16 protein-coding genes are annotated in these 14575 nt (G+C 39.4%); 13 read left to right on the top strand and 3 right to left on the bottom strand.

Features of this window, described 5'->3' with window-relative positions; translation table 11 throughout:
• The first annotated feature begins 3 nt into the window (after positions 1-3).
• Together EO120_RS08020 and EO120_RS08015 are read left to right on the top strand one after the other, a co-directional pair.
• The gene (locus EO120_RS08020) at positions 4-771 is read left to right on the top strand and encodes a dihydroorotate dehydrogenase electron transfer subunit (protein ID WP_127134962.1); all 768 of its coding nucleotides are present in this window, start codon (positions 4-6) and stop codon (positions 769-771) included.
• Entirely contained in the window at positions 771-1718 is a 948-nt protein-coding gene (locus tag EO120_RS08015) for a dihydroorotate dehydrogenase (protein ID WP_127134961.1), read from the top strand. The genes EO120_RS08020 and EO120_RS08015 overlap by 1 nt, the downstream gene beginning before the upstream one ends.
• Positions 1719-1993: 275 nt before the next feature.
• Here EO120_RS08015 and EO120_RS08010 read toward each other — a convergent pair whose 3' ends face one another.
• Entirely contained in the window at positions 1994-2884 is an 891-nt protein-coding gene (locus tag EO120_RS08010) for a LysR family transcriptional regulator (protein ID WP_127134960.1), read from the bottom strand.
• Between the two features lie 194 nt (positions 2885-3078).
• On the opposite strand from EO120_RS08010, the gene EO120_RS09190 reads away from it, so the two are divergent.
• Entirely contained in the window at positions 3079-3252 is a 174-nt protein-coding gene (locus tag EO120_RS09190) for a hypothetical protein (protein ID WP_164725737.1), read from the top strand.
• 76 nt (positions 3253-3328) lie between these two features.
• Here EO120_RS09190 and EO120_RS08005 read toward each other — a convergent pair whose 3' ends face one another.
• A complete protein-coding gene (locus tag EO120_RS08005; RefSeq protein WP_127134959.1) occupies positions 3329-3970 on the bottom strand; it encodes a YigZ family protein in 642 nt (213 codons plus the stop codon).
• A gap of 373 nt (positions 3971-4343) precedes the next feature.
• Between EO120_RS08005 and EO120_RS08000 the strand changes: the two genes are divergently transcribed.
• The 10 genes from EO120_RS08000 to trmD all read left to right on the top strand — a co-directional run bounded on the left by EO120_RS08000 (position 4344) and on the right by trmD (position 13035).
• Positions 4344-6518 (top strand): heavy metal translocating P-type ATPase, encoded by a 2175-nt coding sequence (locus EO120_RS08000; protein ID WP_127134958.1) that lies wholly within the window; start codon positions 4344-4346, stop codon positions 6516-6518.
• A 454-nt stretch (positions 6519-6972) separates the two neighbouring features.
• A complete protein-coding gene (locus EO120_RS07995) occupies positions 6973-7497 on the top strand; it encodes an ECF transporter S component (RefSeq protein WP_127134957.1) in 525 nt (174 codons plus the stop codon).
• Between the two features lie 196 nt (positions 7498-7693).
• Complete coding sequence (locus EO120_RS07990) at positions 7694-8686, top strand: DUF805 domain-containing protein (RefSeq protein WP_164725736.1); 993 nt, start codon at positions 7694-7696, stop codon at positions 8684-8686.
• Between the two features lie 112 nt (positions 8687-8798).
• Positions 8799-9122, top strand: coding sequence for a YlxM family DNA-binding protein (ylxM, locus tag EO120_RS07985; RefSeq protein ID WP_127134955.1), 324 nt, complete (start codon positions 8799-8801; stop codon positions 9120-9122).
• A 1-nt stretch (position 9123) separates the two neighbouring features.
• Complete coding sequence (gene ffh / locus EO120_RS07980; RefSeq protein ID WP_127134954.1) at positions 9124-10476, top strand: signal recognition particle protein; 1353 nt, start codon at positions 9124-9126, stop codon at positions 10474-10476.
• 58 nt (positions 10477-10534) lie between these two features.
• The gene (gene rpsP, locus EO120_RS07975; protein WP_127134953.1) at positions 10535-10798 is read left to right on the top strand and encodes a 30S ribosomal protein S16; all 264 of its coding nucleotides are present in this window, start codon (positions 10535-10537) and stop codon (positions 10796-10798) included.
• Positions 10799-10819: 21 nt separating this feature from the next.
• Positions 10820-11047: a KH domain-containing protein gene (locus EO120_RS07970; protein WP_004695567.1), complete on the top strand. Its 228-nt coding sequence runs from the start codon at positions 10820-10822 to the stop codon at positions 11045-11047.
• A 14-nt stretch (positions 11048-11061) separates the two neighbouring features.
• Complete coding sequence (locus EO120_RS07965) at positions 11062-11469, top strand: YlqD family protein (RefSeq protein ID WP_127134952.1); 408 nt, start codon at positions 11062-11064, stop codon at positions 11467-11469.
• Complete coding sequence (gene rimM, locus EO120_RS07960; RefSeq protein WP_127134951.1) at positions 11469-11966, top strand: ribosome maturation factor RimM; 498 nt, start codon at positions 11469-11471, stop codon at positions 11964-11966. Before EO120_RS07965 ends, rimM begins: the two co-directional genes overlap by 1 nt.
• Positions 11967-12183: 217 nt before the next feature.
• Positions 12184-13035, top strand: a complete 852-nt coding sequence (gene trmD, locus EO120_RS07955; protein ID WP_127134950.1) for a tRNA (guanosine(37)-N1)-methyltransferase TrmD — start codon at positions 12184-12186, stop codon at positions 13033-13035.
• Positions 13036-13263: 228 nt separating this feature from the next.
• Here trmD and EO120_RS07950 read toward each other — a convergent pair whose 3' ends face one another.
• Positions 13264-14355, bottom strand: coding sequence for a tyrosine-type recombinase/integrase (locus EO120_RS07950; RefSeq protein WP_127134949.1), 1092 nt, complete (start codon positions 14353-14355; stop codon positions 13264-13266).
• Positions 14356-14575: the final 220 nt, after the last annotated feature.

The following is a 14575-nucleotide window of genomic DNA, read 5'->3' as shown; positions in this document are numbered from 1 at the left end:
ACCATGAGTGGCTATGTAGAAAAGGGCGAAGTCGTTCGCAATACCCAAATTGGGTCTGACGTATGGATGATGGATATTCATGCGCCAAAACAAGCAGCAGAAGCGAAGGTAGGGCAGTTCTGTAATGTTCGCGTTGCAGATAGCACAGCGCCATTGTTGCGTCGCCCTATTAGCTATGCTGGTTTTGACGCGGAGAAGGGAACAATCACCCTTCTCTACCGCGTTGTCGGTACAGGTACGGAGCTTATGACAAAGCTTGTAGCTGGCGATACATTAGATTGTTTAGGTCCCTTAGGAGAACCATTTGTAACGACTCCTAATATGCTCCTCGTTGGTGGCGGCGTTGGCATTGCACCTATGCTTTGTATTGCATCCCATTTGAAAGCTGGCGAAACAGCACAGGTTATTTTAGGATTTAGAAATGAATCTGAAACATTCTGGGCTGATTTATTTAAAGATACACCTGTAGAGGTACACATCACTACTGATGATGGCAGTGTAGGTACGAAAGGTTTTCCTACTGCTATTATGCCTGAACTGATTGGTAGTAATGATTTTACGTCCGTTATGACTTGCGGCCCTACGCCGATGATGAAAGGGGTAGCTGCGGTAGCGAAGGAGTTCGATGTACCATGCCAAGTATCCCTTGAAGAACGGATGGGCTGTGGTACTGGTGGTTGTCTCGGTTGTGCTTGCGATGGATCTGGTAACAAGCGATACAAAGTGTGTAAAGATGGACCTGTATTCCCTGCTGAGGAGGTGTTCTTTTAATGAGTGAACGCGATTTAAATAACACCGTTACACCGAATCCTAAATTGGCTATTGATTATTGCGGTATTAAGATGAAAAATCCTATTATCGCTGCGTCTGGTACTTTTGGAAATGGTCCTGAATATGCAGGATATCTCGACCTTAGTAATGAGGTAGGTGCCATTTCTGTAAAAGGATTGACCCCAAAGGGGCGCCATGGTAATCCTGGACCACGTATTGCAGAAACGCCATCAGGTGTATTGAATTGTATTGGTCTTGAAAATCCAGGAGCAGAACATTTTGTAGAATACATTTTGCCAGACCTTAAAAAGTACGATGTACCATTGTTAGCAAATGTATCCGCTGGTTCTGTAGCGGAATTTGCATGGATGGCGGAAACATTATCTGTGGATGGCATTGCAGGCATAGAAGTTAATGTGTCCTGTCCCAATGTAGAATGTGAAGGTATGGCCTTTGGCGTAGATCCAAAGGTGGTAGAAGACGTAACAAAGGCAGTTCGTAAAGTAACGAATAAACCGGTTATCGTTAAATTATCGCCGAATGTGACAGACATTGTAGAAATTGCTAAAGCTGTAGAAGCTGGTGGTGGCGATGGGGTGAGCCTCATCAACACCTTACTTGGCATGGCTATAGATATTCACCGCCGTAAACCATTACTAGGCAATATCTACGGTGGACTTAGTGGACCAGCGGTAAAACCAGTAGCATTACGCATGGTGCATCAAGTATATAAAGCTGTTAACATTCCTATTATCGGCCTTGGGGGGATCATGAGCGGTACCGACGCAATTGAATTTATGATGGCTGGTGCTAGTGCTGTACAAGTCGGCACGGCTACTATGGTTGACCCAGAGGCGATTAGGCACATTGGTCGTCAAATGGCAGGTTATGTAGAGCAATATAATTTAGAATCTATTAATGATATCGTTGGTGCGGTACATCAATAGGCGATATATTATAATCCCATAAAATTGGTTCTAGCCGTAACATTTGTTGTGATAATGATCAGTCGGGGACCCATACAACGGCATATTATCAGTTAGAAAAAAACATCCATTGGTTCACTTAGCACAAGCTAAAGCTTGAAAGCACGTTACACCAATGGATGTTCTTTTTCTAGTACTGTATATGTGATCTCGTTCCGTATCACTAGTATTATGCTGTTGTATAGGGGCCATTGCCCGTATAGGACTATAGTTATAAGACTAGTTCAATATATCTATTAAATATAAGCTTTATAAAAATCTATAAATTGTTGCGCTACTGGGGATAGTGCGTGTCCTTTAAGTGTAATGAACGCTTTTTTAAAGTCGCCGGAAAATTCAGGTAATTTCACGCGTGCCATTTTTCTATGGTTTACTAATTCTTTTGCGTCCATTGGGACGAGGGCGACGGTGCGACCTGAGGAAGCCCACTCGATAGCTGAGCTCTTAGTGGTGGTAATAGCTTGTACATGGAGTTGTTCCATATCCGTTAAAGATGATTGTACAATCATCCGCACAGAGCCACCAGAGAGGGAGAGGGGGGATTTTTTTATGTCTTCCCATGTAATTGTATCGTGCTCACGATCGGTCCAAAATACGTCACGTCTAAAAATGGCGTATAGATGTTCTTCTTGGGTAAGGAGAATATCAAATTTTTCGGTGTCTACCATTTGAATATTGGCGATGCCTAGTTCGGCACTACCATTGATTAATTGGCTTACTACATTGGTCATCAGTCCTTCGTACAATTCAAAACGGACGGATGGGTATTTCATAGAGAATGCTGGTAAATATTGTTGTACGATTGGCGTTGATCGAGACGCAGAGGTAGCGATGCGCAATGTTCCTTCAATGCGAGAATTCAGTTGTTTCACTGCATTGTATGTAGATTCTTCGATGGAACATAATTGTTGGGCTTTTTCGTAGAAAATTTTGCCTGCTTCTGTTAATTGTAAATTTGTTCCTCGTTGACCACGTTTTATATTGATTAATTGGGAGCCAAATTCTGCTTCTAAATATTTGAGTTGCTTACTTAATGCAGGTTGAGTAATGTGAAGGATTTCAGCAGCTTGTGTCATATTACCAGTCTGGACGAGGGTGATAAAATTGTGATAATAGGATGTATCCATAATGTCTCCCGTGATTTATAAAACAACATAATAAAAAATTATAACGAAAAAAATAACCGTCATTTCACTTTCCATTAATCCTTGTATATACTATAACTATCAAGAAAACATCGGGTTGTTTTGATGAATTAATTGACTCGATGAACTAATCAAATTATTTTATATATTATGAAGTAGGAAAGTAGGTACTACATATGGGCGTAGTAAAAAGAACTTTAAAAATTGCATTGCGTAAGTGGGAAGCACGCAAATTAATGACTGCCCACAATCAAGTGAGCCGTCGTCGTCAATTAGAACGAGTATGGCCTCATCCACTAACTCATGAAAAACGACAAGAATTAAAACAAGGATTACGTTCTTTGGCATAGGTTATATAAGATGGGTTCTAATCTATAGTTAGTTACTTTCATCTGTTAGCCAATTCTGTTGCGGTGTTGTATATTCTTATTTGTATAAAGGTAGTACTACTTCCGTTTGATTTAACTCTACACAATTAGCAGCTCCATGACTCATGTCTTGGAGCTCTTTTTGTATGCGTTCCAATGAATCTAATTGACAGAGTATAGTAAGTGTTACCTTCTCACCAAAGCTACTTTCATAATGTAGGTCATTATCTTGTACGTATCTTTCTACAGCGCCATATAAGGCATAATCGATAGTGACTTGTAGAGGAATTCTTGTAGTGTGTAATTCCTTAGGTGCTAATCGTAATGCTTCAGCCACGGAATGAGAGTAGGCACGAATTAGACCGCCAGCGCCTAATTTTATGCCGCCGAAATAACGTGTTACCACCACCGCTACATTGGTGATCCCCGTTTTTTTTAATACTTCTAACATCGGTTTACCCGCTGTACCAGAAGGTTCGCCATTATCTGAGGAACGCTGTTTTTCTTGTTTTGGGCCTAAGGCAAAAGCCGTACAATTGTGGCGAGCGTCCCAAAACTCTTTGTTAATGCGACTAATAAATGCTTGTGCTTCTTCCTCTGTACTACATGGGTAGAGGGTGGTAATGAAACGAGATTTCTCTACCACATATTCATTGCGGAACTCTTCCATTATTGTTATAAATTCAATTGGTTCAGACATTACACACTCACCCACTTTAACATCATATATTCATCATCAATTTATTATAAGATATTTTTTATAGAACTGTATAGATTATCATATTATTTATACTAGGAATATGTATATGAATTTTGAAACTTACTGCTAATTTCTGCATAATTTACCTAACATTGTGGTTTGAAGCATGGTGTATAAAGAGTATACTATACATATTGACAACCATTCTCTTTGTGTTATGATTTGAATATGAGTGAGCATTCATATATTGCGTAGCATGTTGTGATTTATTTACGTGTTAATCTCTTATATGGATGTGATACTTAATTAGTAGATTATTATGGTGAACTAGAATAGGAATAATGATGACTCTAACATAGAAAGAAGGTCTTTTATGAGTATTAACAAAAAAGAATTTGATATTACTGGTATGCATTGTGCGGCCTGTGTAAAACGGGTAGAAAATGTAGTATCCAAGGTAGAGGGCGTTGCATCTGTGAAAGTAAATCTCCTTACCCGCAAGGGTAGTGTAGATTATGTAGAAGGGGCACAGGTTGGTTCAGAACGCATTATCGAGGCTATTACGAATATCGGCTTTGGTGCAGTGGAGGCGGATGAAACAAAACAGGAAATAGAAAAGGTTGATTTAAAACCGCATATTATTCGTCTTGTTGTGGCTGCGTGTATGGCTGTGCCTATGATGATTAATATGACATTGCATCGATTTGGTATCGTCGCACTTCCTGTGTGGGCTGAATTTGTATTAGCTACGATTGCTCAATTTGGACCGGGTCTTATGTTCTACAAGAGCGCCTGGAGTGCTGTGAAAAATGGCGCCCTTACTATGGATGTACTGGTTGTAATGGGAACTACCGTAGCCTATGGATATAGTATTTATAATTGGCTTTTTGTCCCAGAGTTAGGTTCATCTGGCATTTATTTTGAAACCTCTGCTTGGCTCATTACATTTATTCTATTAGGAAAATTGTTAGAGGAGGTTGCCAAGGGGCGTACCTCCGAGGCCTTGCAAAAACTTATCGCTTTACAACCTGCTACGGCGCATGTATTCCGTGATGGTGAATTTATCGATATTCCTACATCCCAAGTAGTGGCTGGTGATATGTTACAAGTTCGAGCAGGCGAAAAAATTCCTGTAGACGGAATTCTTACAGATGGCTATTCCACTGTGGATGAGGCGATGCTTACTGGTGAAAGTTTGCCTGTAGAAAAAAATATTGGTGCTAATGTCATCGGTGCCACCATTAATTTAAGTGGTACTTTTACGATGGAAGCAAAACGCATTGGCAGTGATACGATGTTGTCTCAAATTATTAAGGTTGTGGAAGAGGCGCAAACGTCTAAGGCGTCTATCCAACGGGTGGCAGATATTGTAGCGGCTTATTTTGTGCCTGCTGTTATTGCCATCTCTGCTGTGACTGGTTTGATATGGTATTTTCTCGTTGGTAGCGATTTAAATACAGCGCTTATCAATGCCACTGCAGTTCTTGTTATCGCTTGTCCTTGTGCACTTGGTCTGGCTACCCCAACATCTATCATGGTTGGATCTGGCCTCGGTGCAGAGCATGGTATTCTCATTAAAAGTGCAGAATATCTTGAAAAAGCAGGTAAGTTAAATGCCATCGTCATGGATAAAACAGGGACCTTAACGCAAGGTGTTCTCAATGTTCGTGCTTTCACAAATTACAGCGGTGACGAAAGCGAAAATATGGCCCTCATGATGGCCCTTGAAAGTGGCACGTCTCATCCTATTGCGAAAGCTATGGTGTATTATGGGGAAGATAAAGGGTATAAAGGCAAAGAAGCAAATATCGAGTCCTTTGCTGATGTACCTGGTAAAGGATTAGAGGCGGTATATAATGGTACTCCTGTCCAGTTAGGGCATAGTCGTTGGATGGGCGAACTAGGTTGTGATTTGAGTGTCGTAGAGGCAGCTATTACTCAGTTTGAGGAACAAGGTGCATCTGTATCATTGCTTGCTGTAGATGGCGTGGTGCGCGCCTTATGGGCCGTAGAAGATGAGTTACGCTCTGAAACAGTAGATGTTATTAAACGATTGCAGTCTCAAGGTATCGATGTATGGATGTTGACTGGTGACAATCGTAGGACTGCAAATTACATGGCGCAACAAGCGGGCATTTTTCACGTGATTGCTGAGGTATTGCCACAAGATAAGGCGAGCAAGGTGAAAGAATTACAAAATCAAGGGCTCACCGTTGGTATGGTAGGTGATGGTATTAACGATGCACCAGCTCTTGTTACCGCCGATATAGGCTTTGCCATCGGTAGTGGTACTGACATTGCCGTAGAAGCGGCGGACATTGTTCTCGTGCGCAATGACCTTCACACTTTAGTACAAGCTGTACGATTAAGCAAAAAAACAATGACCAATATTAAACAAAACCTGTTTTGGGCATTAATATTTAACTGTATTGGCATTCCACTTGCAGCACTTGGGGAGTTGAACCCTATGATAGCGGGGACTGCCATGGCGTTTAGTTCGGTTATGGTTGTAAGTAATTCACTTCGCTTAAAACGGGCTAAACTATAATTGGGTGTTTGAGTCCCATCAACTATGTAGTCGAGTCTCACACAAGGTAAACCTTGAAGTTCGAGTCTCCTACATAGTTGATGGGACTCTTCGCATCTACGTTGTATTTGAGGACGTTTTAGGTGTGAATTACTTACAATCAAATCCAAATGGTAGAGGCGGGAGTCGAGTCTCACGCAAGGTAAATCTTGAAGTTCGAGTCTCCTACATAGTTAAGGGGCTTTTTCGCATCTAATGGTAGCGGTGTTTTAGGTGAAGTAATATTTACAACGCAATCCGAGGTTGTAGGAAAGTCTAAGATGTTAATTCCTATATAAATGGTGTTTTTAAAAATGGTTTAGTTTGTTATACTGAGTGTATGGTTTATTAATCGTATTTCTTATCCCTCGGTATTAGGCTAGTTTTTGTTTGGTTTGGTGCTGGTGTGGATGGTATGTAAAGGCTGGTGGATCTGATGAAGTTAGGTATCCGAGATATTGTGTACATTGGTTTTATTGCAGCGTTGTGTGCGGTGGCTACAACGATTCGTATAGAGGTGCCTGGTGGTGCTATGGTGCATCTTGGGTCAGCAGCATTGTTTACGACTTCTATTTTATTTGGTGGTTTGTATGGTGGTTTAGGGGCTGCTATTGGATCAGCGCTATTTGATTTGTTTGGCGGTCATACGCAATATATTGTGTTTTCATTCTTTATCAAAGGCCTAGCGGGGCTCATTGTGGGATGTATGACGTCTGGTTATTTGCCACCATCTTTAAACAAGCCTACGGCTAGTTTTGGACGTATTCTTGTAGCTCTTATCGTTGGTTCTATATGGACAGCATTTGGTTATTTCTTAGCATGGTGGTTTGTTCTTGAAAGTGCGACTGTAGCGGCTAGTAAAATTCAATATTCTTTAATTACCAGTGCTGCTGGCATTGTGGTGGCTATTGTGTTGACGCCGAAATTGCAAAAGGTTGTGCGGAGGTTGTTTAGTAAGTAGTAGGTTTTGTTGCTTGTAATCTTGAAAACCTTAAATTGAAATATAAAATCGAATGTATAGATTTAATTTACTATTTTGTTAATAAGACCAAGTAAAGTTTCGAGGTATAAATTTGAGATATTAGACAGTAATAAAATTTGGAGACCTTTGCCAGGGGCTGATATGTCGAAATAGACCATGATAGAGGATGATTTTTTTGAAAATAAAAATAAATTTAGCCAATGATATTGCGCTCTTCAAAAAAAATATATATGATTTATTTGTAAATCCGGAAAGAACATTTATAGATGATAAAATTAATATCCAGACATATATATTTCTTTTTTTTACATCAATATTTGCAGCGCTTTCATATATGATACCCATATTTTTTATAGGCAAGAGCAATTATTTGTTAATGTCAATATTGTTTTTATTAATTCATATTCTATGGTTCCTCACATTCATAATATTGTCCATAAAACGTATTAGAATGAGTGTTATTCCTTTTAAATATATTTTCAGCAGTTTAATTAGTATAGTAACCATTTTGATGGTATCTCAAAATGGTTTTCGAGAGATACTTCCAGATGCATATAACTTTGTTGATATATTTGAAGGAAAAAATATTGTTACATATTCTTTTCATGTGCCACCCGTTTGGAAATATGTTACGGTAATTACTCTAGTTACAGCTCTGTTGTTGCCAGAAATAAGTCGAGGTGAAAGTGAACTTTATTCCAATGGTGTTATTATTAATGGTAATGAAATATTACGCATTTGGGGGACAGGTGGAACTCGAAGCGAGAATAAGGTCGATACAAGTTTACTAGAAAGGGATATTGAATTTTCCGACTCGTTTAAACGTGTATTTTTTACACATGTCTTAGATTTTGAAGGTCGAACGACGCGTAGAGAAATGGCTTCACTAAGTGTAGGGCTATATATAGTTGGATTTATTTTGAATATATATGTCCACTTTACTACACCGGAGGTTTTTAAAACTATTGTTTATACTACAATAATTTTATCATTTATTCCTTGGCTCAGTATGGCCGTACGCCGTCTACATGATGGTGGAAACAGTGGCCTTTGGATTTTATTTTTGTGGGTACCAATTATTAATGTATATGTTTTAATGATGCTGTTTTTCCAAAATTCATGGGTATACAATCCTAACACTCAAAAAATTGAATACGTAGATCTATAGTTCTCTATAATCTACAAAAGACTAGCCTGTTAAGTAAATAAACTTGACAGGTTTTTCTTTTTCCTGTAATATATGACAAGTAATATGACTTGACAGTGGTGGAGGTGGTCTTATGGAGGAGCGAGTGCTCATTAGTTTGCTCTTAGATTTCTATGGGCCATTGTTAACGGACAAGCAGCGGTTGTCGTTGCAGTTACATCACGAAAATGATATGTCTCTCGGCGAAATCGCCGATGAGCTCGGCGTGTCTCGCCAAGCAGTGCATGATAATTTACAGCGTGCACGACATATTTTAAATGATTATGAATCGAAATTACATTTAGTAGCGCAGTATGAAATGCGTGAACAAGTAATTCAGGAATTAAAAAATACCTTGCCAGTAGAGGTGCTTTCACAGGTAAAGGTACAGCAGTTGTTGACGCAAATGGAGGGATAATATGGCATTCGACAGTTTATCTGAAAAGCTACAAGAGGCCTTTCAATCCTTGAAAGGGAAGGGCAAAATTACAGAAGATGATGTCAATCTTGCATTGCGTCAAGTGCGGACTGCGCTCTTAGAGGCGGATGTAAACTTCATGGTAGCCAAGGATTTTGTGAAATCCATCAAGGAAAAGGCTCTCGGCGAAGAGGTATTTGGTTCCTTGAATCCGGCACAGACAGTTATTAAAATTGTAAACGATGAATTGACAGCGCTTCTCGGCGGTACGCAAAGTCGTATTATGATTGCCTCCAAACCACCGACTATTATTATGCTCGTTGGTTTACAAGGTGCTGGTAAAACTACGACAGCTAGTAAATTAGCGGTTTACCTTCGCAAACAAGGTAAACATCCTATGATGGTGGCCGCCGATGTATATCGTCCGGCAGCGATTAAGCAATTACAAGTTGTAGGTAAGCAAATCGATATTCCTGTATTTGCGGATGAAACACCTGGTGCAGACCCTGTAGATATTGCACGCCGAGCTGTAGAGGAAAGCACACGCATGTTAAAGGATGTTGTTATTATTGATACGGCTGGGCGATTAGCTATTGATGAACGGTTGATGCAAGAGCTGTCCAATATTAAATCTGCTGTACGACCGCATGAAATCCTCCTCGTTGTGGATTCTATGATTGGTCAAGATGCGGTAACAACGGCGCAAGCGTTTAATGAAAAATTAGGTGTCGATGGTGTTATTCTCACTAAATTAGATGGCGATGCACGTGGTGGTGCAGCATTATCTATTAAGGCTGTCACTGGTTTGCCAATTAAGTTTACCGGTGTTAGTGAAAAAATGGATGGATTCGATGTATTCTATCCAGATCGGATGGCTTCTCGTATTCTTGATTTAGGAGATTTTAAAACCCTTATTGAAAGTGTACAAGGTGCTATCGATGAAGAAGAAGCTCGTGAAATGGCTCAAAAAATGGCCAAGAACAACTTCACTCTCGATGATTTCTTGAAACAAATGAATCAGGTCCGTAAACTTGGTCCATTACAAAATATTATTGGCATGTTGCCAGGGATGGGTCAAATCAAAGATCAATTAAAGGATCTTGATTTGAATAGTAAAGAGGTGCGCCGCATTGAGGCCATTATTACATCTATGACAGCAGAAGAGAGACAAGATCCTAATATTTTAAATGGATCTCGTCGTAAGCGTATTGCTCTTGGATCTGGTACACAGGTGCAAGATGTGAATCGCTTGTTGAAACAATTTGAAGAAGCGCGGAAGATGATGAAACGCTTGCAAGGGTTACGAGGCGGTAAAGGCGGTTTCCCTAAAATGCCGAAATTACCGTTTATGTAATACATGGGCAGGGGCGCTGAACCTGTCCACCACATCAGTATAAGGAGGTGAATTCCACATGTTAAAAATTCGTTTGACTCGTTTAGGTGCTAAAAAAGCTCCTTTCTACCGTATCGTAGTTGCTGACGCTCGTGCTCGTCGCGAAGGTCGTCCTGTTGACACTATTGGTCAATATGATGCTACTAAAAATCCAGCTATCGTTAGCGTAGACGAAGAAAAAGCTTTGGCTTGGTTAGCTAAAGGTGCTCAGCCTACTGACACTGTTCGCTCCTTGTTCAAAAAACAAGGCGTTATGCAAAAATTTGCTGACGCTAAAAAGTAATTAATAGAGAGGCATACTGTGATGATAGAATTAATTTCATTAATTGCGAAATCATTAGTGAAGCAGCCTGATGCCGTTTCTGTTACCATGGTCCAAAAGGGGAATGTTGAGGTTTATGAACTTCACGTAGCCCCAGAGGATATGGGTAAAGTCATCGGAAAGCAAGGTAGAATTGCGAAAGCGATTCGATCGGTGGTGAAAGCGGCGGCTATTAAAGAGAACAAAAAGATATCAGTCGATATTGTTTAAGTGGGAGTGTTAGAATGGAAGAAATGACATTACGTGTCCCTGTAGCAGTAAAAGCGAAGGTTACAGAAGATTTGAAATCTAAAATTGTTACCGATCTTGAAACGCGCCTTAATATGGTGAACAAAGATTTGGAAACTATTGAATTTCAAGCACAACGATTATTAGCAGATGCTGCTAAAATTGATGCCACTAGTCTTACTGCAGTTCGTCAACAAATCGACGAAGAAAAGAATAAACGATTGGCTTTCAAAGAAGAAGTAACAGCTAAATTGAAAGAAGCTCAAGAATTGAACCTTGGCACGGAAATTCCACAAGGTACATTAGAGCAAACGATTACCGTAAAATTGGGTGATAATTTAGACGCTCTTATGAGTGCAGAAATCCTATTAGAAGACGGTAAAATCGTTGCGTTTCGTCAATAATGAAACATAACGATTTCATCACTATAGGTGTTATCATCGCCCCGCACGGCGTGCGGGGTGATCTTCGTATTATGCCACAAACCGATTTTCCAGATCGGTTTATGCATATGGATGTCTGTTACATTGATGGTAAAGAATACCACATTACATCCGCACGATTTCATAAACAATTTGTGTTAGCTACTTTCAAAGAAATTCCCGATCGTAACGCTGCGGAATTGATGGCAAAAAAAGAAATTCAGGTACGCCGTGAAGATTTGGTGGAATTGCCAGAAGGTCGTTATTACATTTTTGACATGATTGGCCTTGAGGTGCACGATACGAATGGCAATGTGCTGGGCACGTTGACCGATGTGTTGCAACCAGGTGCCAATGACGTATATGTGGTTTCTCAAGATGGGGAACCAGACCAATTATTTGCTGCCATTGAGGATGTCGTTCTCGATATTGATATGGACAAGCGAATCATGGTAGTTAATCCGCCTGAATGGGTATAATCCATTAGGCGGTTTTGCTATATCTATATATAGGTGTTTTGTAATAAATATATCTTCGTGCATGTATGTGTCCTATTAGTAGATGGACCATGGCACTATATGATTTTATTGTAGATGTTACGGATGGTGATAGTGTAAATTATTCAGCATTTATACTTTCATCATTAAATATTGTAGAATAGGTATATATAGATATGATAATAATTTTGAGGCCCCTATGAGAATCGATATAATTTCCTTGTTTCCAGAGTTTTTTGATGCCTTTTTTACTCATTCCATCATAAAAAGGGCTATCGAGGCGGAGCGACTCACCATGAGAGTCACCAACCCTCGCGATTTTAGTCATAATAAGCATGGTCAAGTGGACGATACGCCTTATGGTGGCGGTGCCGGCATGCTCATGATGGCGCCTCCTATTTTTGAGGCTGTTGAATCTGTTATTGGTGAAAGTATTGATGAGCACCGTAGTCGTGTTAGAGCCAATACAGATGCTGTTAGTAGCGCGCATATTATTACTAATGAGATGCCTTCCCAAGGGGGGCTAGCGCCTACGGAACAGGTCAAAAAAACTCATATCGTATTTATGGGTCCTACAGGAACGACTTTCACACAAGAGAAAGCTCGGGAATTGGCCACTTATGATCAACTGGTCCTTGTCTGCGGTCATTACGAAGGCGTCGATTATCGCGTAGAAGAGCATCTTGTAGATGAAACAATTTCTATTGGTGATTACGTATTAACGGGTGGTGAATTGCCTGCTATGGTCGTTGCAGATGCAGTGGCTCGTATGATTCCTGGCGTGCTCGGTGCTGCCAATGGTGCTATAGAGGATTCATTTTACAAGCCACTATTAGAATGTCCCCAATATACAAAACCACCTGAGTTTAGGGGATGGACTGTACCTGATGTGTTGCGCAGTGGACACCATAAAAATATCGATGCATGGCGGTTTAAAGAATCTTTAAAACGTACTCATGTATTGCGTCCTGATTTATTGGAACGACCATTGAGTAAAGATGAAACACAAGTGTTGTATGAAATTTTAGCTGAATTACCTGATAAGGAATAACTTATAATGACCCTTATCGTTGGGAATGATGAGTCGCTATTGGGTATCATTAGAACAGATTAGATTCAATTATAATATATTAGTAAATGGAGCAATTACATTGGCAAACTTATATATCGGTCTCGTACACTATCCTATTATGAATTATTTGTGATTTCATAAAGCCAAGAATATAGATAGAATAAGGGGGCATTCTAAAATGAATGCCCCTATTTTTGTTTAAAATTTTTAAGCGTTGCTCCCACGTTGCTCCCAATTTTCATCAGGATATAAAGTCATATTTATACCATAAGGAAGAGTATTTACAGCATCAATTAGTTGGGTGATATTTTTATGAGCGTATACTGATTTCGTTATATCGTTTGAATTTGAATGTCCAACTATAAGTTTTAGTATTTTATCATCCATCCCATAATTAGCAGCTAATGTAATAAAAGTATGTCTTGTATCATGTGCTGTATGTCTATTTATATTTAAATCCTTACATAGCTTATCTATTTTACGACGTAACCACCATGTTTCCCTTCCTGCTCCTAATAATTTCTTTTCTGAGAAAGCCCCTTTACTATATAGCTCTTTTATAAATGGATAGATGCACTCTGCAATGGGTATTTTACGATTAATTCCAGCTTTGGTTTTTACACCGCCTATCATGTAACGTTCTTTTAGATATACATCGTTGATTTTGATATGCAATAACTCTACAGGACGTAGACCCGTATAAATGTATACTAATATTAATCGAACTATTTCGTTATCTGTGTGACCCCATAAAACTCGTAAATCATTTTCTGAATATGATGTATGAAGTGGTTCTCTTTTTTCTCTTTTAGGTAATATAAGAAGTTTAGCATAATTTTTAGACACATAATCATTTTTCATTGCAACTTCAAATGTAGAGGTTAGAAGCGACTTTATTACCTTCATAGATGCTTCTGATAAATCAGTCATATCATCGAATATCGATTGTAACTGTGCTGTTTTAACCTGTTGAATTTCCATATTCCAGACAGGTGCTAGGCGAGTACTTGCCATTTTAAATGTACTATTAATAGATCCTCTAACACGTTTCTTTTCTTCAATCATCATTAACCAGATATCTTTGAATTTTATTTTGTCTGTATTTACAAAAACTCCACTCGTAAATCTAGCTAGTGCTTCGTGTGCTTCTTTGGCTTTAGAGAAATCACCAATTATTTTGCGTATCGCTTTACCAGTATCAGTATATCCAGTTGTAATAATTGCTCGGTATGGTTTACGTCTATTTCCATCTGTACGTTTATAAACGGATCCTGTGCCGTTAGCTCGTTTCATTCCCATAAAAAAAATCACGCTCCTTATTTTGGGTATACTAAATAACCCTAGAGCGTGTTATAATTAAAATAGTTTTGGTGGCACGCTCTAAGTGTGTTACATTCCCCTTACTCTGTTGCAGCAGGGTAGGGGGATTTTTTTTGTAATTAAAGGGTTATAGGACAAAAAGTGTGTGTGACTAATCCCAATAAGTTGGAAAATTTGTAGACATATGTAGCTCATTCCA

The sequence above is a fragment of the Veillonella caviae genome (genome assembly GCF_003992125.1).
GTDB lineage: Bacteria > Bacillota > Negativicutes > Veillonellales > Veillonellaceae > Veillonella > Veillonella caviae.
Note: the sequence above shows the minus strand (reverse complement) of the source record. Positions and strands in the feature narration are given on the sequence as shown.